The sequence below is a fragment of the Microvirga soli genome, assembly GCF_016734765.1.
Classification (GTDB): domain Bacteria; phylum Pseudomonadota; class Alphaproteobacteria; order Rhizobiales; family Beijerinckiaceae; genus Microvirga; species Microvirga soli.
Genome location: NZ_JAERQE010000046.1, coordinates 1 through 23,134, shown reverse-complemented (window position 1 = coordinate 23,134; position 23,134 = coordinate 1). Strand labels below are relative to the sequence as shown.

26 protein-coding genes and 1 pseudogene are annotated in these 23,134 nt (G+C 63.2%); 16 read left to right on the top strand and 11 right to left on the bottom strand.

Annotated features, from left to right (window positions below; all coding sequences use genetic code 11):
- Window positions 1–222: 222 nt before the first annotated feature.
- The 4 genes from JKL45_RS24140 (at window position 223) to JKL45_RS24125 (ending at window position 5,073) form a co-directional block, all read left to right on the top strand.
- Window positions 223–1,662: an IS1182 family transposase gene (locus tag JKL45_RS24140; RefSeq protein WP_201864354.1), complete on the top strand. Its 1,440-nt coding sequence runs from the start codon at window positions 223–225 to the stop codon at window positions 1,660–1,662.
- Window positions 1,663–2,249: 587 nt separating this feature from the next.
- Window positions 2,250–2,990 (top strand): ATP-binding cassette domain-containing protein, encoded by a 741-nt coding sequence (locus JKL45_RS24135; protein WP_201864353.1) that lies wholly within the window; start codon window positions 2,250–2,252, stop codon window positions 2,988–2,990.
- Window positions 2,990–4,039 carry an ABC transporter permease gene (locus JKL45_RS24130; protein WP_201864352.1) on the top strand — a complete coding sequence of 350 codons (1,050 nt, stop codon included), beginning with the start codon at window positions 2,990–2,992 and terminating at the stop codon, window positions 4,037–4,039. The genes JKL45_RS24135 and JKL45_RS24130 overlap by 1 nt, the downstream gene beginning before the upstream one ends.
- Before the next feature lie 98 nt (window positions 4,040–4,137).
- On the top strand, window positions 4,138–5,073 hold the full coding sequence (locus tag JKL45_RS24125) for a sugar-binding protein (RefSeq protein ID WP_201864366.1): 936 nt from the start codon (window positions 4,138–4,140) through the stop codon (window positions 5,071–5,073).
- Between the two features lie 586 nt (window positions 5,074–5,659).
- Here JKL45_RS24125 and JKL45_RS24120 read toward each other — a convergent pair.
- The 6 genes and pseudogenes from JKL45_RS24120 to JKL45_RS24095 form a co-directional block, all read right to left on the bottom strand.
- A pseudogene (locus tag JKL45_RS24120) lies at window positions 5,660–6,673 on the bottom strand (IS110 family RNA-guided transposase).
- 331 nt (window positions 6,674–7,004) lie between these two features.
- Entirely contained in the window at window positions 7,005–7,991 is a 987-nt protein-coding gene (locus JKL45_RS24115; protein ID WP_201864351.1) for an ABC transporter permease, read from the bottom strand.
- On the bottom strand, window positions 7,988–9,088 hold the full coding sequence (locus tag JKL45_RS24110; protein ID WP_201864350.1) for an ABC transporter permease: 1,101 nt from the start codon (window positions 9,086–9,088) through the stop codon (window positions 7,988–7,990). Before JKL45_RS24110 ends, JKL45_RS24115 begins: the two co-directional genes overlap by 4 nt.
- Window positions 9,081–10,610, bottom strand: a complete 1,530-nt coding sequence (locus tag JKL45_RS24105; RefSeq protein WP_201864349.1) for a sugar ABC transporter ATP-binding protein — start codon at window positions 10,608–10,610, stop codon at window positions 9,081–9,083. Before JKL45_RS24105 ends, JKL45_RS24110 begins: the two co-directional genes overlap by 8 nt.
- 81 nt (window positions 10,611–10,691) lie before the next feature.
- Window positions 10,692–11,822 (bottom strand): sugar ABC transporter substrate-binding protein, encoded by a 1,131-nt coding sequence (locus JKL45_RS24100; RefSeq protein ID WP_201864348.1) that lies wholly within the window; start codon window positions 11,820–11,822, stop codon window positions 10,692–10,694.
- Window positions 11,823–12,433: 611 nt separating this feature from the next.
- On the bottom strand, window positions 12,434–12,865 hold the full coding sequence (locus JKL45_RS24095; protein WP_201864346.1) for an anthrone oxygenase family protein: 432 nt from the start codon (window positions 12,863–12,865) through the stop codon (window positions 12,434–12,436).
- 369 nt (window positions 12,866–13,234) lie between these two features.
- Between JKL45_RS24095 and JKL45_RS24090 the strand changes: the two genes are divergently transcribed.
- The gene (locus tag JKL45_RS24090) at window positions 13,235–13,459 is read left to right on the top strand and encodes a hypothetical protein (protein WP_201864344.1); all 225 of its coding nucleotides are present in this window, start codon (window positions 13,235–13,237) and stop codon (window positions 13,457–13,459) included.
- Between the two features lie 24 nt (window positions 13,460–13,483).
- Window positions 13,484–14,476, top strand: coding sequence for a magnesium transporter CorA family protein (locus JKL45_RS24085; RefSeq protein WP_201864342.1), 993 nt, complete (start codon window positions 13,484–13,486; stop codon window positions 14,474–14,476).
- Here the strand turns inward: JKL45_RS24085 and JKL45_RS24080 are convergent.
- A complete protein-coding gene (locus tag JKL45_RS24080; RefSeq protein WP_201864340.1) occupies window positions 14,473–14,745 on the bottom strand; it encodes a hypothetical protein in 273 nt (90 codons plus the stop codon). The genes JKL45_RS24085 and JKL45_RS24080 overlap by 4 nt on opposite strands.
- Window positions 14,746–14,844: 99 nt before the next feature.
- On the opposite strand from JKL45_RS24080, the gene JKL45_RS24075 reads away from it, so the two are divergent.
- Both JKL45_RS24075 and JKL45_RS24070 read left to right on the top strand, forming a co-directional pair.
- Window positions 14,845–15,648, top strand: coding sequence for a DUF1194 domain-containing protein (locus JKL45_RS24075; protein ID WP_201864338.1), 804 nt, complete (start codon window positions 14,845–14,847; stop codon window positions 15,646–15,648).
- A 259-nt stretch (window positions 15,649–15,907) separates the two neighbouring features.
- Window positions 15,908–16,702, top strand: a complete 795-nt coding sequence (locus tag JKL45_RS24070; RefSeq protein WP_201864335.1) for a potassium channel family protein — start codon at window positions 15,908–15,910, stop codon at window positions 16,700–16,702.
- Between the two features lie 130 nt (window positions 16,703–16,832).
- Here JKL45_RS24070 and JKL45_RS24065 read toward each other — a convergent pair whose 3' ends face one another.
- Together JKL45_RS24065 and JKL45_RS24060 are read right to left on the bottom strand one after the other, a co-directional pair.
- Window positions 16,833–17,225 (bottom strand): response regulator, encoded by a 393-nt coding sequence (locus JKL45_RS24065; RefSeq protein WP_201864332.1) that lies wholly within the window; start codon window positions 17,223–17,225, stop codon window positions 16,833–16,835.
- Between the two features lies 1 nt (window position 17,226).
- Entirely contained in the window at window positions 17,227–17,619 is a 393-nt protein-coding gene (locus JKL45_RS24060; RefSeq protein WP_201864329.1) for a response regulator, read from the bottom strand.
- Here JKL45_RS24060 and JKL45_RS24055 point away from each other — a divergent pair.
- The 6 genes from JKL45_RS24055 to JKL45_RS30165 all read left to right on the top strand — a co-directional run bounded on the left by JKL45_RS24055 (window position 17,618) and on the right by JKL45_RS30165 (window position 21,290).
- The gene (locus JKL45_RS24055) at window positions 17,618–17,782 is read left to right on the top strand and encodes a hypothetical protein (protein WP_201864327.1); all 165 of its coding nucleotides are present in this window, start codon (window positions 17,618–17,620) and stop codon (window positions 17,780–17,782) included. The two genes, JKL45_RS24060 and JKL45_RS24055, sit on opposite strands and share 2 nt — an antisense overlap.
- 215 nt (window positions 17,783–17,997) lie before the next feature.
- Complete coding sequence (locus JKL45_RS24050; protein WP_201864325.1) at window positions 17,998–18,315, top strand: ArsR/SmtB family transcription factor; 318 nt, start codon at window positions 17,998–18,000, stop codon at window positions 18,313–18,315.
- Between the two features lie 22 nt (window positions 18,316–18,337).
- Complete coding sequence (locus JKL45_RS30925) at window positions 18,338–18,622, top strand: DUF1127 domain-containing protein (protein WP_376771071.1); 285 nt, start codon at window positions 18,338–18,340, stop codon at window positions 18,620–18,622.
- Window positions 18,623–18,637: 15 nt separating this feature from the next.
- Window positions 18,638–20,029, top strand: coding sequence for an FAD-dependent oxidoreductase (locus JKL45_RS24040; protein WP_201864322.1), 1,392 nt, complete (start codon window positions 18,638–18,640; stop codon window positions 20,027–20,029).
- A 209-nt stretch (window positions 20,030–20,238) separates the two neighbouring features.
- Window positions 20,239–20,796, top strand: a complete 558-nt coding sequence (locus JKL45_RS30170; protein ID WP_246498900.1) for an MFS transporter — start codon at window positions 20,239–20,241, stop codon at window positions 20,794–20,796.
- Window positions 20,797–20,819: 23 nt separating this feature from the next.
- Window positions 20,820–21,290: a hypothetical protein gene (locus JKL45_RS30165; RefSeq protein ID WP_246498898.1), complete on the top strand. Its 471-nt coding sequence runs from the start codon at window positions 20,820–20,822 to the stop codon at window positions 21,288–21,290.
- Window positions 21,291–21,310: 20 nt separating this feature from the next.
- On the opposite strand, the gene JKL45_RS30160 is transcribed toward JKL45_RS30165, so the two are convergent.
- Window positions 21,311–21,742, bottom strand: a complete 432-nt coding sequence (locus JKL45_RS30160; protein WP_246498896.1) for an MBL fold metallo-hydrolase — start codon at window positions 21,740–21,742, stop codon at window positions 21,311–21,313.
- Window positions 21,733–22,050 (bottom strand): oxygen-binding di-iron domain-containing protein, encoded by a 318-nt coding sequence (locus JKL45_RS30155; RefSeq protein WP_246498894.1) that lies wholly within the window; start codon window positions 22,048–22,050, stop codon window positions 21,733–21,735. The genes JKL45_RS30160 and JKL45_RS30155 overlap by 10 nt, the downstream gene beginning before the upstream one ends.
- Window positions 22,051–22,238: 188 nt before the next feature.
- On the opposite strand from JKL45_RS30155, the gene JKL45_RS30555 reads away from it, so the two are divergent.
- Window positions 22,239–22,370 carry a hypothetical protein gene (locus JKL45_RS30555; protein ID WP_281401807.1) on the top strand — a complete coding sequence of 44 codons (132 nt, stop codon included), beginning with the start codon at window positions 22,239–22,241 and terminating at the stop codon, window positions 22,368–22,370.
- Window positions 22,371–22,417: 47 nt separating this feature from the next.
- Window positions 22,418–22,732 carry a hypothetical protein gene (locus tag JKL45_RS24025; protein ID WP_201864321.1) on the top strand — a complete coding sequence of 105 codons (315 nt, stop codon included), beginning with the start codon at window positions 22,418–22,420 and terminating at the stop codon, window positions 22,730–22,732.
- Window positions 22,733–23,134: the final 402 nt, after the last annotated feature.

Sequence of the window (23,134 nt, the reverse complement as noted above, 5' to 3'; positions counted from 1 at the left end):
CGCCTGTTCGTGCCCGGCATGCCATCACTCAAGACAATCCAATGAACGCAGCCTTCCTGCTGATGCTCCATGTCCTTTGGCGCGTGCACAGGACGATATCCCTGTCGTGGATGGGAACCAATCTGCTATGAAAGTAGGCTGAAGGTTAAAGGTCCGAAATGGGTCCAGCCTGTGTGGAAACGCGTTGATCTGCTAAGCTGATGCAGATCAGCGGAGGTCGCGATGAAGCGTTTCGTTGAAGGGGACGACCGCCGGCAGGCTACCCTGCTTCCTGATTGCCTGGACGACTATGTGGCGCCCGACAATCCTGTGCGCATCATCGAGGCCTTCGTGGACGAGCTGGATCTGGTGGCCCTCGGCTTTGCCGGCATCGTGCCGGAGGCAACAGGCCGGCCGTCGTATCATCCCGCCACCCTGCTCAAGATCTACATCTACGGCTACCTCAACCGCGTCCCGTCCAGCCGCCGCCTGGAACGCGAGACCCAGCGCAACCTCGAACTGATCTGGCTGACCGGCCGCCTGATGCCCGACTTCAAGACCATCGCCGACTTCCGCCGCGACAATGGACCAGCCATCCGCGCGGCCTGTGCGCAGTTCATCGGGCTGTGCCGCCAGCTCAACCTGTTCACCCGGGCCGTCGTCGCCCTTGATGGCTCCAAGTTCAAGGCCGTCAACAACCGCGATAAGAATTTCACCGTGGCCAAGGTGGCCAAGCGCATCGAGCAGGTCGAGGCTGGCATCGCCCGCTACCTGGCCGCACTGGATCGCGCCGACCGGCAGGCTGGCGCGGAGACCGAGGCCAGGACAACCCGCCTGAAGCAGAAGATCGCGGGCCTGCGCCGGGCGATGCAGTCTCTGAAGGAGATGGAACAGCAGGTGGAGGCTGCGCCCGACCAGCAGATCTCTCTCACGGATCCCGATGCCCGCTCCATGGCCACCAGCGGCAAGGGCACCGGCATCGTCGGCTACAACGTCCAGATGGCAGTGGAGGCCGAGCACCATCTCATCGTGGCGCACGAGGTGACCAATGTCGGCAACGACCGCACGCAACTGCTGGCGATGGGACAGCACGCCCGGGCTGTGATGGCCTGTGAGGAGCTCACCGTGCTGGCGGATCGCGGCTACTACAGCGGTGACGAGGTGCTGGCCTGCGAGGGCAGCGGTGTCCTGCCCTATGTTCCCAAGACCCAGACCTGCGGCAACACCAAACGGGGCCTGTTTACCGGGCAGGACTTCATCTACGACGCCGAGCATGACCGCTACACCTGCCCGGCGGGCCAGCATCTGACCAGGGGCAAGGTGCGCTCAGACCGCCGGGACACCATTGACCACTACCGCAACCTCACCGCCTGTCCGACCTGTGCGCACAAGCCCCGCTGCACGCCGGACACGCACAAGCGGGTGAAGCGCTGGCAGCACGAGGATGTGCTCGACCGCATGCAGGACCGGCTGGAGCGCATGCCAGAGGCTATGCTCATTCGCCGGCAGACGGTGGAGCATCCGTTTGGGACCATCAAGGCCTGGATGGGCAGTACCCATTTCCTGATGAAGACGCTGGAGAAGGTCAAAACCGAGATGAGCCTGCACGTGCTGGCTTACAACCTGAAGCGGATGATCAGCATTCTGGGTGTCGGGCCCCTGCTGAAGGCTCTGGCGGTCTGAACCCCATCATCTACCGAGGCGCGATCATGGCTCTCGCAAAACAGCGATCAGCATCCTTGTTCAGCAAGCGCGTTTCCACACGGCCTCGATCAGGAATGGCCTTTAAGCGCAACCGTGTAAGTGTCCGCTCATCCCGCCTATGCGGAAATTCAGGCAAGGTCCGCCCGGTGCCAAGCTCGGTAGTACCGGAGGCCTGAACGAAGGCCCGCTCATCCCAACATTGTGAAAGTAAAGCTAAGGTCAGGCCCGTGCTAAATCCAGACCTTCCTTATTTACGGGCTGATCGGACGACGCTAACTCCCGAATGGCGAACAAAAGGGGGATTGCGATAGTCCACACGAAGGGTTTGTGTGGAACAAGGAGGTGATACTTCGTGAGGGGGAGAATTTGATCACCTGCGAAAAGACAGATTTTGCAGTGAGTGCCATCAACGTGAGATGAGTGCTAGCATACTCTCTAATTGTGGCAGTTGAGTCTGTCACAACCGAAGTAGCAGATGACATTGCACAGGATCTCGTGCTTTGATCCGCGACGGCGCAAAGATGCCGCCCAGGCGAGAAGCCTAGAGTGCAAGGGAGGGAAGAAGCTTGTCGCTCCTCGTTCTGCAGGACGTCGGGAAGGAATTCGGCGCCATTCGGGCTCTTTCCCATGTCAACCTCACGATCAAGCCTGGTGAGGTCGTTGGCCTCATGGGTGACAATGGCGCTGGCAAATCGACCCTCGTGAAAATCATCGCGGGCAACTTCCCCCCCTCCCATGGCAGGATCCTGTTCGAGAACCAGGAGGTTCACTTCACGAAGCCAATCGATGCCCGATCCATTGGGATCGAAGTCGTTTATCAGGATCTGGCCCTTGCCGATAACCTAACGGCTGCCGCCAACGTATTCCTCGGGCGCGAGCTAAAGCGCAGGGTCGGCCCCTTCTCTTTCCTAGATCACGCGGCCATGAACCAACGGACAGCGGACCTGTTTCGCGAACTGAAATCCGAGACGCGCCCCGATGATGTCGTCCGCGCTATGTCGGGCGGCCAGCGGCAGGCCGTGGCGATTGCACGCACGAGGCTCGCCAAGGCCAAGCTTATTCTCATGGATGAGCCGACGGCCGCCATCTCGGTTCGCCAAGTAGCCGAGGTCCTCGATCTCATCCGCCGGTTACGCGATGCGGGGATTGCCGTCATCCTGATCTCGCACCGTATGCCCGATGTGTTCTCGGTCTGTGAACGGGTGATCGTCATGCGGCGCGGAACGAAGGTCGCTGACAAGCCGATTGGGCAATCGAGCCCCGAGGAAATCACTGCGCTGATTACGGGCGCCAAGGAGGCGGCGTGATGAGCGAGCTATCTCCAGCAACCGGCTCTCAGACGAGCGACTTCTCGAATGTGGGGCGAACCCGCTGGTGGCGACGCGGCTTCTTCGCGAGCCAAACGGCCTATGTCGCGGCTGCCCTCATCGCGATCATGATTGTAATGTCCTTCCTGAGTTCGGCCTTTCTAAGCTCGGGCAACCTAGCCAACGTGGCGAAGAACTTCTCGTTCGTAGGTATCGTGACTCTCGGAGTCACGCTCGTGATCGTCACTGGCGGCATAGACCTATCCGTGGGCTCCACCATGGCGCTTTCGGCCATTACCTGTGCCATCGTCATGCAAACCGTGAGCGGCACTGCATTCGACAGCGTTCCGATTGCTGGGATGCTGGTGTCGCTAGGTGCTGGCCTCGGCGTCGCTCTGCTCGTTGGCTTAGCCAATGGACTGTTGATCGCACGGATCGGCCTCTCACCCTTTGTCACGACGCTGGGTATGCTCTCCATCGTGCGTGGCCTTGCTTATGCGGTCACGGAAGGGCGGGGGCAAGCTCCGACCGGACCGGATGTCGATCTCTTCTACGGCATCACCGACGGCGACATCGCCGGCGTGCCGGTGGCCATCATCTATCTCCTCATACTTGCAATCATCATTGGTATCGCTCTTCATCACACGGCGTTCGGACGGCATGTTTTCGCCTTAGGGGGAAACGAGAAGGCAGCAGCTCTTACTGGTGTCGCTATCGAGCGGGTGAAGATTGCAGTATACGTCTTGTCCGCCCTCTTCGCGGGCTTTGCCGGAATCCTGATGCTGGGATGGCTCGGCTCGGCTCCTGCCAATCTGGCGACAGGCTACGAGTTGACGATCATCGCGGCAGCCGTCATCGGCGGCGCCAATCTTAACGGCGGCATCGGAGGTCCGGCCGGAGCCGTAATCGGGGCTCTTCTTATCGAAGTCATTCGCAATGGTCTCGTTCTCGCGGGCATCAACGCTTATTGGCAGATCGTGCTCGTCGGCGCGATCATCATCCTAGCAGTTCTGGTCGACCGTCTGCGTACCTTGCGAATGGCATCTTAGACACTGCCTTCGAAAGCAGCTTTGAACAGCCGGACGACAGAAGTCGGTTATGAGACCCTAACCATCAGGCCACCATCAACCAGGAGGAAGAAGACATGATAAAACGCCTGATCCTTGCCGCGATCGCTGCAGCCGCTTTGACAGCCCCCGCAGCGGCCCAACAGACCTACAAATTCGCCATCGTCCCGAAGGCGATGAACAACCCCTATTTCGATCTCTCCCGCGATGGGTGCATGAAGCGGGCGAAAGAGCTCGGGAACGTCGAATGCATTTACAAAGGCCCTGTTGAGCATGAGCCGGCGAGCCAAGCCCAGATCATTCAGGACCTGATCAGCCAGAAAGTCGACGGTATCGCCATCTCCGTGTCGGATGCCGCCGCGGCGGTGCGCGTGATCAAGGCAGCACGCGATGCGGGCATTCCGGTCATCACGTTCGACGCGGATGCTCCCAACTCCGCACGCCAGGCTCATGTGGGAACCGACAACCGGGCCATGGGGCGCGCGCTCGGCGAGGAACTCCTGAAGATGCGGCCGGACGGCGGCAAATTCGCCATGGTGTCCGGCGGACCTGCCGCTGCCAACCTGAAGGAACGCGTCGAGGGCGTTCGCGACGCGCTGAAAGGCTCCAAATGGACGGAAGCGTCCGGCTCGCCTACCTATTGCAATGACGATTTGGCACTTGCCGTGCAGCAGATGCAGGATCTGAAGACCGCTAACCCGGACCTCGCTGCTATCGTGCCGGTAGGTGGTTGGCCGATGTTCGTTCCCGAAGCGTACAAGAGCTTCGTGAACAAGAACAAGAGCGCAATGGACCAAGGCAAGTTTACCCTCGTGGTGGCGGACACCCTGAAGGTGCAACTCGAACTGCTGCGCGATGGTTATGCGAATGCTCTCGTGGGCCAACGCCCCTATGAAATGGGCGAGAAGGCGATGGATATCCTTCTGCAGCTCAAGAAGGGTGAAAAGGTCCAGGACATCGTGTATGCCGGCATTGACCGCGTGACCAAAGATAACGTCACGTCCATGTTGAAGTAGGCCGACGCGTTCTTGACCATGCAGGTCGTCCTTGGCCAATCTTACGCCTGGGACGACCATTTCGGTTTAACGGATAAGGTCTTCTCGTGAACCTTCGCGAACTCTCCTCTCCCGCCGCTCGCCCGATTCTCTAGAGCATGGTCGACACCGCATCCATGCGCACCAGGTTGCAGGATCGCTGAAAAGATGTAAGCGCTCCGGCGCAGACATGGGATCAGAGCATTGTTGATCTCCCCCGATATCAGTCTGTAACTGACCGAACCGATTTAGTAGTGAATGCCGGTAGTAGGGATCTATCCTGGCATTGCAGAAGTACGCTTCCTGTCCGGCACGTGCCGATTTCGTTCTCTAATGGGTCGAGGGGCAGCCCTCCGATCCTGAGCGGTTTTGCGATCCCAAAGGGTTTCTGCGTTCTCTGCGTGCTCCAGGGCACTTGATGGGGTCAGCTGGGGTGGAGCGACTTGGTTGAAACCGCAGTCGACCCTTGGCACAGGCCGCATGCGACAAAGTCGGCGTCGTCTTCCACGCCCTCCCTTGGGCAGCGCTCCGCTCGGGAGCTCGGCTCGACCTGTTTCCGTTGCTCCTCCTAAGCTGCCTGGAAGGTGGTGCCGTGCCGGAGCATGGCCTGCATGATGATCGCCAATCGGCGGGCCAGCGCCACGCGCGCCTACCTCATCGTCGATCGCCGGGCAATGCCCAGCGCCCACTCCTTGAGAGCCAAGGCCCCGCGGTAGCGCGTCAGCATCACGTTGGCGGCCTCGTACAACAGGGTTCGCACCCGCCGGTCGCCGCACTTCGAGATGCTGCCGATATAGTCGATCTCGCCCGACTGGAAGCGCCGCGGCATGAGGCCGAGATAGGCTCCCACATCCCGCGATCGGCGGAAGCGCTCCGGTGCATCGATGGTGGCAACAAAGGCCAGGGCCGTTAGTTGCCCCACACCGGGGATAGTCATCAGCCGCTGGCAGGCCTGTGACGAACGGGCTAGCAGGCGCATGTCACGGTCGATTGTCACGACCGCTTCCAGAACGGCCTTGCGGGCTGCAAGCAGGCCGTGCCTGGCGCTCGATAGACCTGCAATCTCTTGGCTGGCTTGGATCACCTGCTCGGTAAAGCGCGGGCTCAACCCGCGGGGCAAGCGGACTCCGAACACCACCGCGAGGCCGCGGATCTGGTTCTCCAGGGTGACGCGCTGCCCGACCAGCTTCTTGCGGGCGATGATCAGGGCGCGCACCGCATGAGCCGGCAGCGATTTGACGTGGACGGGCTTGAAGAAGCCGGTGCGGGCGAGATGGGCCAGCCCGCGGGCATCGTTGCGGTCGGTCTTGTGCGTCGCCAGAGATTTAAGCGCCTGGTAGGCCTGCCGGCTCTCGATGCAGATCACCGGCAGCCCGAGGGCGGCCAGGCCATGGAAGAGCATCGGCGCCATGCGGCCGGTCTCGAGCACGATCGTCTGGCAGGCGGGTGCCGTCTCCAGCACGCCGGCGATCGCTTCTGGGGTGCTGGAGGCCTTCGCCTGCAGAACAACGCTTCCATCCCGCTCGACCACACAGATGTGGGTCTCGTTCATCGAGACATCTAAACCAGCGTAGTAGTCCATGGCTTGTCTCTCCTGTGCACGTGGCCAGCCGATGTTATCGGCATCCAGGGAGAGCCGCCCCATTACCCAATGTTGAAAAAGTCCCAGGCGCTGCTGCGTCGGTCTTTTACTAGGGCCTATCGCCAGATCAGGCCCAGCATCCTGTACGTCAAGCACCCGAAAACGGCACTTACGGAGCTTTTCAACAGTATCTGCCAGTTCCGGACCTTCAGTTTGATGCCAGAACTCGCGAGTAGGGCAAAGCGCATTCGATCTAACGGTAATGATTGTAGCTATTGCGAACTAGCATCTGGCACTCTCCCGAGTCTCGAGGAGATCAAGTGACCAACCATCATCCAGTTACCCGGTCCCCACGTCCGTAGACAAGCAGCATCGAGATGATGACGCAGCCATAGATGATCTGCCGACCGGCCTCAGGCATCTGCATGATGGAGAGCACCGAGTTCAAGAGCACGATCAGTATGACGCCCACTAATGTGCCGAGATAGCGCCCGCGTCCGCCGAGGATGTTGGTGCCGCCGATCACCACAGCGGCAATGGCCGGGAGAAGATAGGCATCACCCATGCCCTGGTAGGCCTTGGTGGAGTACCCGGCGAGCAACACGCCGGCTAGGCCAGCCGCCGCACCCGAAAGCGCGAAGGCGATGAGGATCACGCGATTCGTGTCGATGCCCGAGAGATAGGCTGCCCGCTCGCGATTGCCTATCGCATAGATGGCGCGACCGAGGGTCGTGCGCGTCAGGATCACCACGATAATTAGGGAAATCGCGAGCCAGACGAGGAGTGCAACCGGAATCACCCCGCCGATGCGGGAGACCGCAAGATACTGCATCAGGTCCGTGGCCGCCGTCGCCGGGGCAAAGCCGCCGGTATGCGCCACCATGAGGCCACGTATCACGGCGTTCATGCCGAGCGTGAAGATCATAGAAGGCACGCGCAGATACGCGACGCCGAGTCCGTTGGCAATGCCGACGAGGAGACCAACGCCGATGCCTGCGGGGATCGCCCATGGGCCGCCGACGGCGGTCGCCATCATGGCGGCGGCGGTCAAGGTCCAAGGCGCTGAGAGATCGATATGGCCGAGTAGGATGACGACCATGAGCCCGGCCGCCACGATTCCCAGGAAGGAACCCACCTGAAGCTGCTGCAGCAGATATTGCGGCTGCAGCAGCGGCGCGCTCCCTTGCGTGTAGAGCGTGTAGCCTGTCCCGACGAGCAGAATGAGCAGGACAAAGCCGGCCGCAAAGACCACGGGTTTGTCGTCGGGCCCGAGGCGGAGGCTTCGTGGCGCGATGATCGTGTCGGCGGTTCTGCTCACCGGAATACCTCGAGCTTGTTCTTGAGACGCAACAGTCTCAGACCACCAATGCTCACGGCGGCGAGGAGCACGAGGCCCTCAAACAGCGGCTGCAGAAGGGGCGCCACGTCGAAGATGCGGAAGTTGAAGGAGATTGTGCGCAGCACCATCGCGCCGATCATGGACCCGATGGCGCTTCCGGCGCCCCCGAGAAGCGACGTGCCGCCGATAACCACGGCCGCGATAGAATTCAGCGTATAGGCTCCGGCCTGGGGAATGTCTGCGTTGCCAGACGAGGTCTGGAGGGCGAGGAACAGGCCGCCAAGACCGGCAAAGAGGCCGGCCAACGTGAAGGCCGCGAGCTTCGCCCGACTGATCGGAAGGCCCGACATGTAGGCCGCGCTTTCGGACGACCCGACCGCATAGACCGTGCGTCCCGTGACAGAACGGGTGAACGGCACCCATACCAGAAGGATGATAAGCGCAAGCAGCACGAACGGAACCGGGATCCACGCGAACGGCTGCAGCCAGGCGGCCTCGCCATCGTCGAAGAGACCGAAGGTTGCCGCGAATTCACGCACGTCGCTTGTCACGGCCCAGGACAGATCCTCCTGCACCTTACCGCCGGGTGTCGGCCGTAGGATGAGGGCAAGCCCCATGTAGATCGCGCTCGTGGCAAGTGTCGCGATGATGGGCTGGATGCGCCCATAGACCACAACGCATCCATTGACAAAGCCGCACGCGGCGCCGGATGCGAGACAGATGACAATGCCGAGCGCGATCTCGGCCGGACTGCCGTCGACAAGGTGGCTTGCGATGCAGCCCACGAGGGTCATCACGGCGCCGACCGAAAGATCGAGCCCAGCCATGAGCACAGGTACCGTCTGTGCCATCGACACGAGCGCCAGGGCAAAGACCTCGTTGGCGTTCTGGATCAGGATCGGCCCTGTGAATCCTCGGGGATGGCTCAGCTGATAGAAAAGGTAGAGCACAAGAAAGAGCGCGAGCGCGCCGAGGATGCCGGAGTGCTGCCGACACCGCAGCCCTAAGCCCTCACTCCACCGGCGTGTCTTCCCTTGCGGCTCCGCGGCAGCGGGGGTGAGCACCGTGTCAGACATGGGCTGGCTCCCACCGCTCGACGATGTTGAGCGCGCTCGCGATAAGGTTTCGTTCCGTGATGGACTCGCCTTCGAGTTCGCGGATAATGCGGCCGTCATACATGACGGCGACGCGGTCGCAGCAGCCGATCAACTCCTCATAATCCGTAGAGTAGAACAGGACGCAGGCGCCCTTCTCCGCAAGATCGCGCATGAGCCGGTAGATCTCCTGCTTCGTACCCACGTCGATGCCACGGGTCGGATCATTGAGCAGGATAACGTCGGGATCCGTCGCGAGCCACTTGGCGATCACCACCTTCTGCTGGTTTCCGCCGGACAGGGTCGACACCGGATCGCCTGCGTTGCCGATCTTGATCCGTAGCTGCTCGATGGCCCGCTCCACGGCCCGACGGGTGCGTCCCTTATCGATGAACGTTCCGTGTGAGAGACGATCGAGCGATGCCATGGCGATATTGTTGGCGATCGACATGGAGAGGATGAGTCCCTCGCTCTTGCGATCCTCCGGCACGAGCGCCATCCCGGCTCGGCCGTTCTTCGCGGCCCTTGGCGAGGCTGCGAGCATGGGCTGCCCGTCGAGTGTCACAGTGCCGCGAACGCCGCGCAGGACGCCGAAGAGTGCGAGCAGCAATTCCTTCTGCCCCTGCCCGTCGAGGCCGCCCAGCCCCACGATCTCGCCGCGTCCCGCCTCAAGTCCAACGCCATTGAGGCGGTTCTCCCAAGAAAGGTCACGGATCGTGACGAGAGGCGCCGGTCGCGGCCGCCTCGGCTTCGGCGGAAACTGTCCTTCGATCTCGCGGCCGATCATAAGGCCGATGATCTCGTCATTGCTTCGCGCGCCTTTAGCGAACGTTTCAATGTGTCGCCCGTTCCGAAATACGGAGCAGCGATCCGCCAGCGCCTCAATTTCCTGCATGCGATGAGAAATGTAGAGGATGCTCAGGTCGTGCGCCTTCAGCTCGAACAGCATGCGATAGACGCGGTCCACATCGGCGGCGGTCAGGGCCGAGGTAGCCTCGTCGAGAATGAGGAGCTTCGGATCGCGGCCAAGCGCCTTCGCAATCTCGACCATCTGCCGCCGGGAAAGTGGCAGATCCGACACGCGGCTCAGGGGGTTGATGTCCTCGCACCCGATACGGGCGAGCATTTCCTCCGACCGCCGTCGCTGCGCGCGGCCGTCGATGAACCCAAAGCGGCGCGGCGGGCTCGACAGGGTGATGTTGTCCGCCACCGTGAGCTCCGGCATCAGCGAGAGCTCCTGGAAGATGCACACGATCCCGGCGCGGTTCGCCGCCGTCGGGTTCGGGAACGTGACGGGCGTCCCTTCGAGGATCATGCGGCCTTCATCCGGCTGCACGACGCCCGTCATGATCTTCATGAGGGTCGACTTCCCGGCGCCGTTCTCCCCCAAGACGGCGTGGATCGACCCACGGCTGCACGCGAAATCCACATCCCGCAAGGCATGGACGCCGCCATATCGTTTGGAGATGTTTTCGAGGGCGAAGAAGGGCGCAGGTTCGCGCATAGGGCCTCTTTGATCGTCAGAGGAGGCTCCTGTCCGGGCATTCGTCCGGACAGGAGCCGATGTGCTTTGACTGCGTACTTCCTACTGCGTGTTCTTGGCGTCCTTAGCCATGATCTCCGGCGCCGTCACGTTAACGCCGCAGGCCGGGAATTCATTAGCCGCGAAGAAGTTGTCGGAGAGATTCGACCAGTAGTTCACATTGTCCTTGAGGGTTGTGTAATCGACAGCCGGGATCGGCACCGAGATGAGCTGAGGCATTGGATTGCCTTCGAGCGCCGAGATCGCGGCCTTCATGGAAATGGCCACGAGGCCGGGAGACTGGCTGTACGAGAATCCTTTCAGCCCCTCGCCCGCATGTTGCACGATGAGCTTGCGGTAGCCGTTCTCGCCCTCGCCTGCCATCGGCACGAAGGGATGCTTCGCGTCCATCATGGCGCGCACGGATCCAGTCGAGCCGCCCTGGGTAAACACGGCCTCGAACTTGCCGTGAACGGCGAGCGCATCGGCGGTGGCCTTCTGAGCCGTGCCGTCGTCCCAATTGCCAACCACCTCGACGATCTGGAACTTGCCTTCCTTCTCCATCACCTCGCGGAAGCCGAGATGGCGGTCGCGGTCCACCGAGTTGCCAGGCAGGCCACGCACCTCAAGGATCTTGCCGTCGCGCTTCTGGCCCAATTCCTTTAGGAGATGCCGTGCCGAGAGACGTCCGATTTCGAGCTGGTCCTCGTTCACCTGCATAACCTTGTCGGTGTCGAGCACGTTGTCGAAGGGCACGATCACCACGTTATTGCGATCAGCCAGGCGGATTACCCGGTCGAAGCCTTCGGGCGCCACCGCGATTGTGATAATGGCGTCGTAACCCTGGTTGATGAAATCCTCGACGGCGCCGAGTTGCGCGGCGACGTCGGTCCCGGTCGAGACGACCTTCAACTCCTTGATCTTGTCCTTCATGCCAGCCTGCTCGGCATATGCCTTGGCGGTCTGGATCATCTGGATACGCCAAGTATTGCCGACGAAGCCGTTCACCACCGCGATGCGATAGGGGCCGGGCTTCTTATCCCATTGCATGTACTTGGTCTGGGCATTCCACGGCTTGAAACAGTTCGGATCCGGCCCCGGACCCGAGACGGTCTTGGGCGCGGCGAGGGACGCAACGGACGTGAGCAGAAAACCGGTGAAAGCAAATGCGGACAGGCGAGCAGCGGATGCCATACGATCCTCCTAGGACAGCGTTCTTCCCAAGTCTGGTTCGTCTTTCGCAAACCTTGACCAATTAACATGTTAGTTCCCGCCGCAGGGTAAAACAAGCATCCCTGCCGAGTTCGGCTGGATAAGAAGTAGAGCCTTCCAAGCGTCGGATTAAACAGAGCGGCCGTGGATCTGTCGCATGGGCCGATTCCGAAGATTAGGTCTCCATTTGCTAAGGGAAAACATCCGATTAGGGTTAAACTTCCACATTCGGGCCGCTCGACGAACGTTTGCTCCTAATCACCGAAGCAGACCAAGCTCTTTGGTCCGGGGAGTGCCAGAAGGAGACCTTCAATCGCCGCACAATGCATCAATCCACGGGGCATCTTACGCAAACTCCATGTGCGGCTTACTACAGCGTGACCTTCTCTACCGTGGACAGCGCCCGAGACGCTTCGTCGTCAGGTCATAGCAGTTCGTGTCGTTGGCCAAAGCCCTCCGATTCTGCATGATGCAGTCGAATAGGAGGCGCGCCTTGCACCAAACATCGTCAGCACCGAAGGCCCTCGGGAGACTGCAGGCAGGATCGCAGGCAGTGGCATCCTGCGTGATCCCGGAACTACGTGAAGTTCTGCTTAAGGGAGGGACGCCCACAGAAATGCGGGGCAGGAGGCAAAGCCAAGGGCGGTGCGTACGGCGTGCAGCGAACCCCACCGCTCGATCATGGCCCGACTTTCGGTGCCAGCTGCTGCCGGATCGGCTGCCATGAGCCTGTTGTTGGTCGGCATGATGGCGAAGAACGTGACGGGCCAGTTCGCGATCATGAGCAGCGCCACGATCAACCACCCGACGTGCTCGGCCTGCCACCACGCCGCCAGCCCGAGCAGGAAGCCAATAACGGCCAAGGGTGCCTGCATGGCCAAGCCGTGCTTGTAGGACGGCTTCCACTCGGTGAGCAGGGCGTGGTCGTCCAGCCCCAGGCCGGCGGGCTGATCGGCCACGTTGATGTAGAGGGCCGCGCCCGAGAACATGGCGGCGACGATCAGTGCGAGCTGACCAATGAGCATGGCGGGTTTCCGAGGCCGCACGGATCCTAAGCGGTTTCATCATTTTGTGCATAGCCGCTGCCGCAGAGCGGGCGGGCTGCCTTCTGGCGGACATCAGCATGGTTCTCCCGGGATCGATCCCGACATGTGCCGGTCACAGGTGTGAAGGGATGTGCATCGGGGCTTGACCGGGAACCGCAACGGGCGCATCTGGCTTGTCCATCCGCAGCCTGCTTCGGCGGGCCGCAGACCCACAGGAACCCTGAACCCCATGCCAAGCGACAGTCCCAGTCGATTGACCACGCCGTTGTCGGCCCGCGCGGACGCCTGATCGCTTGATCGGCTCACCCGCGACCGGCCCGCGACGGCTGGTCGGAACCGAGGTGAGCCATGACCCTCCTAAACCTGTTCCCGCTCCGCGCCGGCGTGCGCACGGAGCAAGTATCCTCCGACGATCGCGGCGTGACGCTGATGCTCGTCCTTCTTCTCGGGCTCGTGTTCGCGCCGATCATCGGCCTGCACATCGCCGCCGTTGCCTTCGGCCCTGACCCCGGGGCATCCTCGTCGGACAACCTCGCCCATCACGCGACGCCGCCGAAGCCCACGCGCGGCTAGCCGTTCCTGCCTGAGGACTACCCGATGATGAACTTTCATGGCTTGTGCCAGGGCCGTCTCGTGCGCCTGACGCAGGACAGCGCGACGCTTCCTGCTCCCGCTGATGCGCTCTGGATCGACCTCTTGGATCCCACACACGAGGAGGAGAAGGCGGTCGAGGCGCGGCTGGGTCTTCAGGTGCCGACCCGGCAGGAGATGGCAGAGATCGAGGAGTCAGCTCGTCTTTACCAGGAGCATGACGCCTTGGTCATGACGGCCGTGATCATCAACGGCGTCGCCGAGGGCCGGCCCTCCCGCACGCAAGTCACCTTCGTCCTAACAAAGACCCATCTGGTGTCGGTGCGCTACGCCGACCCGGTACCCTTCCGCACGTTCATGGCCAAGTCCCAGCGCCAGCCCGAGGCTCACACCACCGCCGACAGCCTCCTGGCCTCGCTCCTGGAGAGCATCGTCGAGCGCGCCGCCGACGTGCTGGAGATGGTGGCCGCCGACCTGAACGAGGTTTCGACTCGGCTCTTCGTCGAGGATCGCAGCCCGAAGCGCCGCAAGGTCAAGCGCGTGGAGGACGAACTCCAAGCCCTCATTCGTCGACTTGGGCGCAAGAACATGACCGTGGCGATCCTGCGCGAGAGCCTGCTGTCGCTGTCACGGCTGATCCCGTACGTGCGGCAAGGGGCAGAGGAGTGGCTCACCAACGGCAGCCCGGCCCGCCTGAAGCAGGTCGAGCGGGATCTACGCTCGCTCTCGGCCTACGAGGGGCAGCTCTCGTCCGAGATCGTGTACCTGCATGACGCCACGCTCGGCCTGATCAACCTCGACCAAAACCGCATCATCAAGGTATTCTCGATCGCTGCGGTGCTGTTCCTGCCGCCGACCCTGGTGGGGACGATCTACGGCATGAACTTCGAGTTCATGCCGGAGCTACGCTGGGACTACGGCTATGTCGTCGCCCTGCTGCTCATGGTACTATCGGCGGTGGTGCCCTACCACTGGTTCAAGTGGCGGGGTTGGCTCTAGCGGCCATCACTGCCAAAAGATTGCCGGGCGGGCTGCCATGCTCTAGCCCGCCAATCCACCGCTTCGGCTCGGGCCGTCAGGCAGATAGCCTTGACCCTGAAGCGCAGCGCGATTTTCTCCAAGCGCCGTGCAGGCTCCGGCCGCCCCGCTGTGGCGAGGATCTCCGCCAAGCCAAACAGACGCTCGGCCGCGCTCTCCTGTGCCACCGCCTGCCGTTTCAGGGAGCGGCGGTGCTGCCACAAGGCATAACGAAGCCGTCGTGTTGCCATGTCCGCCTCCTCCGCCAACCCGCGGCCCGGGAATCGCCGAGCCTGCCGAATGCTCTAATTTTTAGGGTTTAGGATTTCCTGCCTGAACGGGAGCTTAGGATGATCGGCATCGCGCGTGCCCTGTGCTCCCTGCTGCTGACAGCATGGCTGGTGGTTCTGGGGGCATGGAGCGCTCATGCCGAGACCGAGGTAGATCTGGCGCTGGTGCTGGCGGTCGACGTCTCTCTTTCAATGGAGCCGGACGAGCAGGAACTCCAGCGGCAGGGTTTCGTCGACGCCTTCCATTCCCCTGAAGTGCACGAGGCCATCGGCAAAGGCATGCTGGGCCGCATCGCCGTGACCTACGTCGAATGGGCCGGAGCGGGATACCAGCAGGTGATTGTGCCGTGGACCGTGATCGAGCACCCGGCAGACAGCCATGCCTTTGCGGGCCGTCTAGCCCAAACATCCCTCCACCGTTTTGGCTACACGTCCATCTCAGGCGCCATCGACTTCAGCCTCAAGCAGCTCCGGGAGAGCGGGGTAACACCCGTGCGGCAGGTGATCGACGTCTCCGGGGACGGCGCCAACAACCAAGGCCGCATCGTGACCGCGGCCCGGGACGAGGCGGTGGCGCAGGGGGTGACTATTAACGGGCTGCCGCTCATGCTGAAGCGGCCCGATGGCATGTGGGACATCGACAACCTCGACCTCTACTTCCGCGACTGCGTGATCGGCGGGTCGGGGGCCTTTATGATCCCAGTGCGGGAGAAGCACCAGATTGCCCAGGCCGTCCGAACCAAGGTCGTCCGCGAGATCGCCGCGAAGCCTCAAGCCCGGTCCTTGGTCCACCCGGCCCAGGCCGAGGAACGGGCCAACTGCCTGGCTGGGGAACTCCGGCGCCATCAGCGGTCAGGGAACTGACCAAGACTCGATGAGCATTACAGCCAGTGGTCTCGCTGAAAGCCCGACCGAAAGCCAACCGGCCCCATCGCAATGATGGTTTCCCAGGCAGTTCCGGCGTTTCCATGCTGCCTGATGAGGCGAATGACGGGAGGAAAGGTAAGCAGATGGCCAAACCGACACCGAGGTTTCCCGCCACGCTTGGCGGCACTCTCCCCGCTAGGGAGTGGCTCGCCCCAGCCAGACATCCATCGGCCTCAGCAGCCAGACGGTAGAACGCATGCGCGCGCGATCGAGTACCCTGCGCCGAGTTCGGGTCCGGCTGCGGCGCCTGTTCTACGGCCACCGCCCCGCCGCCGTCGCCTTTCAGGCGGGCCTGCTGGCCATCGACATTGCTGCCATCGGCTACTTCATCGCCACCAGCTTCGTCGCCGACGCGACTTGGCTGCGCGTGATTGACCTGCTGCTTGGGGTGCTGCTCGCGTTGGAGTTCCTCGGCCGAATGCTCGCCCATCGCCATCCCATGGCCTACCTGGACAACGGCGCGGCGCTGGTCGACCTCGTGGTCATCGGCTCCTTGTTCGTCTCGGCGCTCGGCGGCAATCTTGGCTTCCTGCGTGTCCTGCGCACGGTTCGGCTGATCCGGTCCTACAACGTGCTCGGCCAGATCAAGCGGCAGTTCCCGGTCGTGCGCCGCAACCTGGAGGTGATCCACGCCGCCCTGGACCTGGCCGTCTTCGTGTTCATGATCGCCTCCGTAGTCTACGTCAGCCAGCGCGGCATCAATCCGAAGATTGAGGACTTCATCGACGCGCTCTACTTCACGGTGGCGACGCTCTCCACCACGGGCATTGGGGACGTCACCCTCATGGGCAGCACCAGCGGCGAAGTGCTCTCGATCCTCATGATGCTCGTAGGCATCACCCTATTCCTCCGCTTGGCGCAGGCCGTGTTCCGCCCGGGCGGCAAGGTACTCTACCCGTGCCCGCAGTGCGGACTGCAACGTCACGAGCTGGACGCCGTTCACTGCAAGGCCTGCGGCCACGTGCTGAATATCCCGAACGACAATGACTGATGGCCAGGGGAGTCTTGTGACGAACAAAGTCGTCCGGCAGGTCAGGGCTACAGTCTGTACGCCCAGGCGAATTGTCGGTGCCGAAGAGCGGGAAACGTTCCCCTCCGCGAACCGGCGCGTCCTGGTCCGCTCACTGCCGCAACGTCCGCATCAAGTCGTGGATGTGTCGGACCAAGGTGGCCGCGTGATAGGGCTTCGGCATGAACTGCCCGTGATCCGGTATCTCGTCGGGATGCGGACGGGCATACCCTGAGGAGATGAGCAGAAGCACCTGCGGCCAGCGCTGGTGGACCTGCTCGGCGAGTTCCATACCATCCATGGAGCCGGGCATGTGCACGTCCGTGAACAGCACCTGGACCTCGTTGGAGCGGGCCTCCAGCACCGCCAAAGCCACGTCGGCATTCGCCGCCTCCAACACGTGGAAGCCCGCCTCCTCCGGCTCGTCGGCGGCGGTCATGCGCACCAGAGGCTCGTCCTCGACGAGGAGGACCACGGCTTGATCGTTGATTGCAGCCTGTGCCATGTCACGTCACCGGCGGCTGGTGGATCGCCCTCTCGGCCTGGACCAGCACGTCAAGGCCGCGCCAGGGCTTCGGCATGAAGGTCACACACTCCGGCAACTCCTCGGACACTGCGCCGGGATCGCCGGAAGTGAGCACGACCCGGACTGTGGGCCAGAGCTTGCAGGCTGCCTTGGCGAGTTGGACCCCGTCCATCTCTCCCGGCAGGCGCACGTCGGCGAACACCATCGCCACCTCGCCCCCACGCTCCTGAAGACAGTCCAGGGCTGCTTCCGCGCTCTCGACCTCGACCACCTCCAGCGGGGTCTCCTCCAGCAAGGCGCCCGCAAGCGCCCGGACATCAGGATCATCCTCGACGATCAGTGCGAGGTGTGGCTCAGGATGGAGAGTGTTCATGATCAGCCTCCCTGACTTCCATCTGCCGGAGAATGGCGACGAGCGGGTACGGGATGGGTGCATCGAGCACGTCCCGGTAAGTCTCGGCGAAGACGCGGGCGATCATGAAGGTCGCAACATCCGGATGGAGGTCGGTGACGTGGGGCAGGCGCACGTCACCTGAAGCGTCGTAGGGCAGCGGCACTCTCCTTGGGCACTACTCTGACGTGTCCGGCGCGGCAGCTCGGGCCACCTTGGGCTAACATACGTTGGTCGAAGGAACCGTCGATGCGGCAGCCGGTTTCAGCGTGGCGGTAAAATAACTATGCGCCGCAAGATATTTCGATAAATCCGGAAATAGCGCTTGACGTACGATTCAGACACGCTCATCCTATTTCCATGAACGTCGAACAAGCAGCCAAGCAGCTCGAGGCGCTCGGGAACACCACCCGGCTCCAGGTCTACCGCACCCTCGTCCGTGCGGGAGAGGCGGGCCTGCCCGTCGGGCAGATCCAAGAGCGTCTCGGCATTCCGCCCTCGACCCTGTCGCACCACCTCCAACGGCTCCTGCTGACTGGACTGGTAACGCAGGAGCGGCAGGCCACCACCCTGATCTGCCGGGCCAGCTACCCGGCGATGAACGGCCTCATAGGCTTCCTGGCCGACGAGTGCTGCGCCGACGCCGAATGCTCGACCCAGGCGGAGAACGCCGCGTGATCTTTTTTTGCCCGTTATTTCCATGATGCTAGAAATACAGAAAGATTCGCAGATGCCCGGCTTCATCCCCTTCCTCTTCCATCTCGCTCGCGTGGCTCAGATCCGTCGGCACGTTGCCGCCCTCGGCGAACTGGACGACCATCTCCTGCGTGACATCGGCCTCGAGCGTGCGGACGTCCTCGCCGTCCTGGCTCAGCCCCGTCACCGCGATCCCTCGCGAATGCTCAAGATCCTGTGCTGTCACGGACGCGTTTTCGTCGAGCGCGTGCGCGACGGCTTCTCCCCCCGCCCCGCCTCCTGCTGCTGACCAAGGAGACCTCCCATGCCCTCGTCTGATGTCCTCCCCGTTGCCGTCATCGGCGCAGGCCCGGTGGGCCTCGCCGCCGCCGCCCACCTGATCCAGCGTGGCCTTCCCGTAAAGGTCTACGAGGCCGGAGCCACCGTCGGAGCCAATGCCCGCGACTGGGGCCATGTGCGTCTGTTCTCGCCATGGGAGTACAACACCGACACGGCGGCCCGCGCCCTGCTTCAGTCCCATGGCTGGCAGGAGCCGATCGGCAAGACAATGCCGACGGGCTCGGACCTGTACGAGGCCTACCTCAAGCCGCTCGCCGAGACGCCGGAGATGGCGGCGGTGATCGAGACGGGCACCAAGGTCACTGCCATTACCCGACATGGCGCCGACAAGGTGCTCAGCAAGAGCCGCGAGGCCAAGCCGTTTGTCCTTGCCGTCTCGACCGGCAACGGCGTCATCCGGCGCGACCTGGCGCGGGCGGTGATCGATGCCTCCGGGACGTGGACGGCCCCGAACCCGCTCGGCGCGGGCGGCATCCTCGCGGAGGGCGAGTCCGAGAACGCCAAGTACATCGCCTACGGCATTCCTGACGTCCTCGGGCGCGACCGCGCTGCCTACGAGGGCAGGACGGTCCTTGTCGTCGGCGCCGGGCATTCGGCGGCCAACGTCCTCCTCGACCTCGCGAAGCTGGCGGAGCGCAACCCCGCGACGTCCATTGTGTGGGCGACCCGCGGCGAGAACCTAATGCGGGTCTACGGCGGCGGCCGCGCCGACCAGCTCCCGGCCCGCGGCGAGCTCGGCTCCAGACTCAAGGCGCTCGTCGACAGCAGGGGGGTCACCTTGGTGGCCGGGTTCTCCGTGGTTCGCGTGCGAACGGCCGGCGGGCAAGTCATGGTTGAGGGCGAGACGGCAAGCGGCCTCCGCGAGATCGGACCCGTCGACCGGATCGTGGTGTCGACCGGACAACGCCCGGACCTCAACCTCACCCGCGAGCTCCGGCTCGACCTTGACCCGTGGCTGGAGAGCTCGAAGGCGCTTGGCCCGCTGATTGACCCGAACCTGCACTCCTGCGGGTCTGTCCCGCCGCATAGTCACCGCGAGCTCGCCCACCCGGAGCCCGGCTTCTACACGGTCGGGATCAAGAGCTACGGCCGCGCTCCAACCTTCCTGATGCTCACGGGCTACGAGCAGGTGCGCTCGGTCGTCGCGGCTATCGCCGGAGACCTCGCGGCAGCGGACGACATTCATCTCGTGCTGCCGGAGACGGGCGTGTGCTCGACCAACGTACCGGCCGATGGTGCGCCCGCCTCCTCGGGTTGCTGCGGCGGTCCTGCTCCCGTGAATGTCGACGCCTGCTGCGTCGCGGACGCCGAGGCCAAGGCCGTGGGCAAGTCCGGCTGCGGATGCGGCTCCGCATAGGTGCCGGAGCAGGTTGCGGAGCCTGCGGGCGGCTGCTGAGATCCGCCTGTGTCGAATCCCGTGAGTCAGTCCCTGGCGGGCGATCCCGTCATGCCGAAGCTAAGCCCGAGGGTGGTCATCGCCACTCTCGGGATCACGCAGATCCTTGCCTCGGGATCATCCTTCTACCGGCCTGCCGTGCTCGCCAAGCCGATTGCCGCTGACACCGGATGGTCGCTCGGCTGGGTCGTGGGGGACTGTCGCTCGGCCTCCTCGCCGCCGGCCTGGTGGCTCCGAAGGTCGGCCGCACCATCGACGCAAGGGGTGGCAGTCCGGTGCTCACCGCCAGCCCGATCCTCCTTGGAACGGGTCTCACCGCACTGGCCCTGACCCACAGCCTCGCGGTCTACCTGATGGCCTGGCTGCTCATGGGCGTCGGCATGGGGGCGGCGCTCTACGATGCCGCCTTCGCTACGTTGGGACGCCTGTATGGCAAGCAGGCCCGAAGCGCGATCACCACCCTGACCCTGTGGGGCGGCTTCGCGAGCACCGTGTGCTGGCCTCTCAGCGCCTCCCTAGTCGAGCATTTCGGATGGCGCGGCGCCTGTGCGGTCTACGCCGCGATCCAGATCCTCATCTCGCTGCCGCTGCACGCCTTCGTCCTGCCCGGCGTCGGCACGGTCAAGCCGGGTGCCAAGCCGTCCGGGGGCACCACCGAAGCCCCTGCCTCGCAGACGCTGACTGGTCCAGACGCAATCGGGCATTCCTGCTGCTGGCCGCCGTTCTGACCCTTGGGGCGGTGACAGCCTCGATGATCGGGGTCCACCTGCTCACCTTCCTGCAAGCCCGTGGGCTGGACCTCGCGGCGGCGGTTGCCCTCGGAGCATTGGTTGGTCCCTCACAAGTGGGTGCCCGGGTTGTCGAGATGGCCTTCGGACGTCACTACCACCCGATCTGGACCATGGTGGCTTCCGTCGCCCTGGTTGCGGCCGGAGTGATCCTGCTGGTCGTGGGATTCCCGATCCTTGCCCTGGCGCTGGCGCTCTACGGGGCCGGCAACGGCGTCGGCTCCATCGCCAAGGGGACGCTGCCGCTCGCGCTGTTCGGTCCCTTCGGGTACGCGTCGCTCATGGGCAAGCTGGCTATGCCGAGCCTGCTCGCCCAGGCCCTGTCGCCATCAATCGGAGCGACCCTGATCGAATGGGGCGGCACGGACGCGGCGCTCCGCCTTCTCGCCGGACTGGCTTGCCTGAACTCGGTCTGGTCGGCCTGCTGTGGCTGACCGTAGGGTGGGGCTGAAGCTCAGGCCGGCACCTCAGGCATCGCGGCCCGCAGGCGCTTGTCGTAGGCACTGGCCAGATCGTGCAGGGCCGTGACCGCATCACCGTTAAAGGATGATCCATGCATTAGGGCCAAGGTGCGCGGGGCCAGGTCAGTCAGCCGACGAACGGTCGGCGCGATGCTCGGGCCAAGGCTCGTGTCATAGAAGATGTCCTCTGCCGCAAGAGCAGGCCCAACGATGTCGCTCTGGGTGAGCGCGGGACCGTTACCGAGATGCGTGAAGAGATCGCCGCAGAAGAGCGTCTGGCTGGTCTCCTCATAGATCACCCCGGCATCCCAGCCGTGCGGCACATGGGGCGTGTCGATGTAGCGGATGCGCTTGCCGCCGATGTCGATCACCTCGCCGTTGGCCAGAATGCGCGGCGCGCGGTCGGCCATGTCGTTCAGTGACACCAGGCACCCCGTCGTCCCGGTGCGACCTCCGCGTTTGGGGCGGCCGCCAGCCATTCGTTCATGGCGCCACACTCGTCGGCCTCGTAGTGGCCGAAGGTGATCCAGCGCAGGTCCTGGACGGGCATGATCCGGGACACGGCTTCCGATACCAGTGGGAACATCTTGCGCAACCCGGCGTGGAACAGCAGCGGCTCCTCCCCGAGGATGAGGAACTGATTGAAGGTAAAGCCGGCCGGCGGCACGATATCCGGCACGTAGGTCGAAAGGCGATAGATGCCATCGCCGATCTCATCGATGCGGGTTTCCATCGGCTTGCTCCTTGGTTCGCCCCCGCCGCCAAGGATTAGAACCCAATATCCGTCCGGAAATGCGGCAGGCCCTGTCGACCCCAACCACCGCGCGACTTCCCCAGTTTTGGGTCGTGGCGGACGCACCAACAGGTTATGATCCAGCCCGACACGGCACCATGCACCATTCCATCGGGAGGAAGCCGACGATGTCCCGCCGCAAGCACCAAAGACGCCTGGAAGAGCACTACAGGAACCGGCTCGCCCCATGGCTGGTCGGTGCTTCGGGAGTTTGCGTCCTGCTGATGCTGGCCATCTACGTCGCCACCATACCTCTGTGAACCCGGATTGCAGGAACATCCCTCCCCTGCTCACCTGGAGACCGTCGATGCTGCGCGCAACTCTCGCACTCCTCGCATTTCTTGCTGCCGTGGGTTCAGCCTATGCCCAACATGCGCCCGCCTCGCCCTATGCCGGCTGGGAGCACCGGACCGTGAAGGCGCTGTCCGACCAGCAGATTGCTGATCTGTGTGCCGGACGCGACATGGGGCTCGCCCTGCCAGCCGAACTCAATGGCTACCCCGGCCCTGTCCATGCCCGCGAACTGGGCGACCAGCTCCGGCTGACCAAGGACCAGCGCACTCGCGTGCAGGAGCTCCATGCCGCGATGCAGGCGGAGGCCATTCCACTGGGCGAGCCCTGATCACGCAGGAGACTGACCTCGACCGTCAGTTCGCCACCAAGTCGGTAGCGCCCGCGAGCCTTCAAGCGGCGACGGCGGAGATTGGTGCGACGCAGGCTGCCCTGCGGCTCGCTCATCTGCGTTATCACCTCTCGACACTTGACGTTCTCGCGCCTGAGCAGGGCCGGCGGTACAGCGAATTGCGGTGCTACCAGGTATCGAGCGGTCATGGACATGGCCACACGGGGGCATCATTAGGGCTGTCAACGAACATCAGAAACGTCCGGATCGGGTCAGAGTCTGAAATTCTCGTCACTTAACGAACGTCCACTCTTCTCACCGAAGCCGCTCCTGGCGCTTCCTATTATGCAAATCCCGCTACGGCGTGTGGCACATACGGCTCTTCCAGTTCCGCGATCTCCT

Bases quoted from the DNA above. Each gene is read 5' to 3' on its own strand.
- JKL45_RS24140 (WP_201864354.1), top strand. From the start codon at position 223: ATGAAGCGTTTCGTTGAAGGGGACGACCGCCGGCAGGCTACCCTGCTT.
- JKL45_RS24130 (WP_201864352.1), top strand. From the start codon at position 2,990: ATGAGCGAGCTATCTCCAGCAACCGGCTCTCAGACGAGCGACTTCTCG.
- JKL45_RS24110 (WP_201864350.1), bottom strand. From the start codon at position 9,088: ATGTCTGACACGGTGCTCACCCCCGCTGCCGCGGAGCCGCAAGGGAAG.
- JKL45_RS24105 (WP_201864349.1), bottom strand. From the start codon at position 10,610: ATGCGCGAACCTGCGCCCTTCTTCGCCCTCGAAAACATCTCCAAACGA.
- JKL45_RS24100 (WP_201864348.1), bottom strand. From the start codon at position 11,822: ATGGCATCCGCTGCTCGCCTGTCCGCATTTGCTTTCACCGGTTTTCTG.
- JKL45_RS24095 (WP_201864346.1), bottom strand. From the start codon at position 12,865: ATGCTCATTGGTCAGCTCGCACTGATCGTCGCCGCCATGTTCTCGGGC.
- JKL45_RS24090 (WP_201864344.1), top strand. From the start codon at position 13,235: ATGACCCTCCTAAACCTGTTCCCGCTCCGCGCCGGCGTGCGCACGGAG.
- JKL45_RS24085 (WP_201864342.1), top strand. From the start codon at position 13,484: ATGATGAACTTTCATGGCTTGTGCCAGGGCCGTCTCGTGCGCCTGACG.
- JKL45_RS24080 (WP_201864340.1), bottom strand. From the start codon at position 14,745: ATGGCAACACGACGGCTTCGTTATGCCTTGTGGCAGCACCGCCGCTCC.
- JKL45_RS24075 (WP_201864338.1), top strand. From the start codon at position 14,845: ATGATCGGCATCGCGCGTGCCCTGTGCTCCCTGCTGCTGACAGCATGG.
- JKL45_RS24070 (WP_201864335.1), top strand. From the start codon at position 15,908: ATGCGCGCGCGATCGAGTACCCTGCGCCGAGTTCGGGTCCGGCTGCGG.
- JKL45_RS24065 (WP_201864332.1), bottom strand. From the start codon at position 17,225: ATGGCACAGGCTGCAATCAACGATCAAGCCGTGGTCCTCCTCGTCGAG.
- JKL45_RS24055 (WP_201864327.1), top strand. From the start codon at position 17,618: ATGATCAGCCTCCCTGACTTCCATCTGCCGGAGAATGGCGACGAGCGG.
- JKL45_RS24060 (WP_201864329.1), bottom strand. From the start codon at position 17,619: ATGAACACTCTCCATCCTGAGCCACACCTCGCACTGATCGTCGAGGAT.
- JKL45_RS24050 (WP_201864325.1), top strand. From the start codon at position 17,998: ATGAACGTCGAACAAGCAGCCAAGCAGCTCGAGGCGCTCGGGAACACC.
- JKL45_RS30925 (WP_376771071.1), top strand. From the start codon at position 18,338: ATGATGCTAGAAATACAGAAAGATTCGCAGATGCCCGGCTTCATCCCC.
- JKL45_RS24040 (WP_201864322.1), top strand. From the start codon at position 18,638: ATGCCCTCGTCTGATGTCCTCCCCGTTGCCGTCATCGGCGCAGGCCCG.
- JKL45_RS30170 (WP_246498900.1), top strand. From the start codon at position 20,239: ATGGTCGCTCGGCTGGGTCGTGGGGGACTGTCGCTCGGCCTCCTCGCC.
- JKL45_RS30165 (WP_246498898.1), top strand. From the start codon at position 20,820: ATGATCGGGGTCCACCTGCTCACCTTCCTGCAAGCCCGTGGGCTGGAC.
- JKL45_RS30155 (WP_246498894.1), bottom strand. From the start codon at position 22,050: ATGGAAACCCGCATCGATGAGATCGGCGATGGCATCTATCGCCTTTCG.
- JKL45_RS30555 (WP_281401807.1), top strand. From the start codon at position 22,239: ATGTCCCGCCGCAAGCACCAAAGACGCCTGGAAGAGCACTACAGGAAC.
- JKL45_RS24025 (WP_201864321.1), top strand. From the start codon at position 22,418: ATGCTGCGCGCAACTCTCGCACTCCTCGCATTTCTTGCTGCCGTGGGT.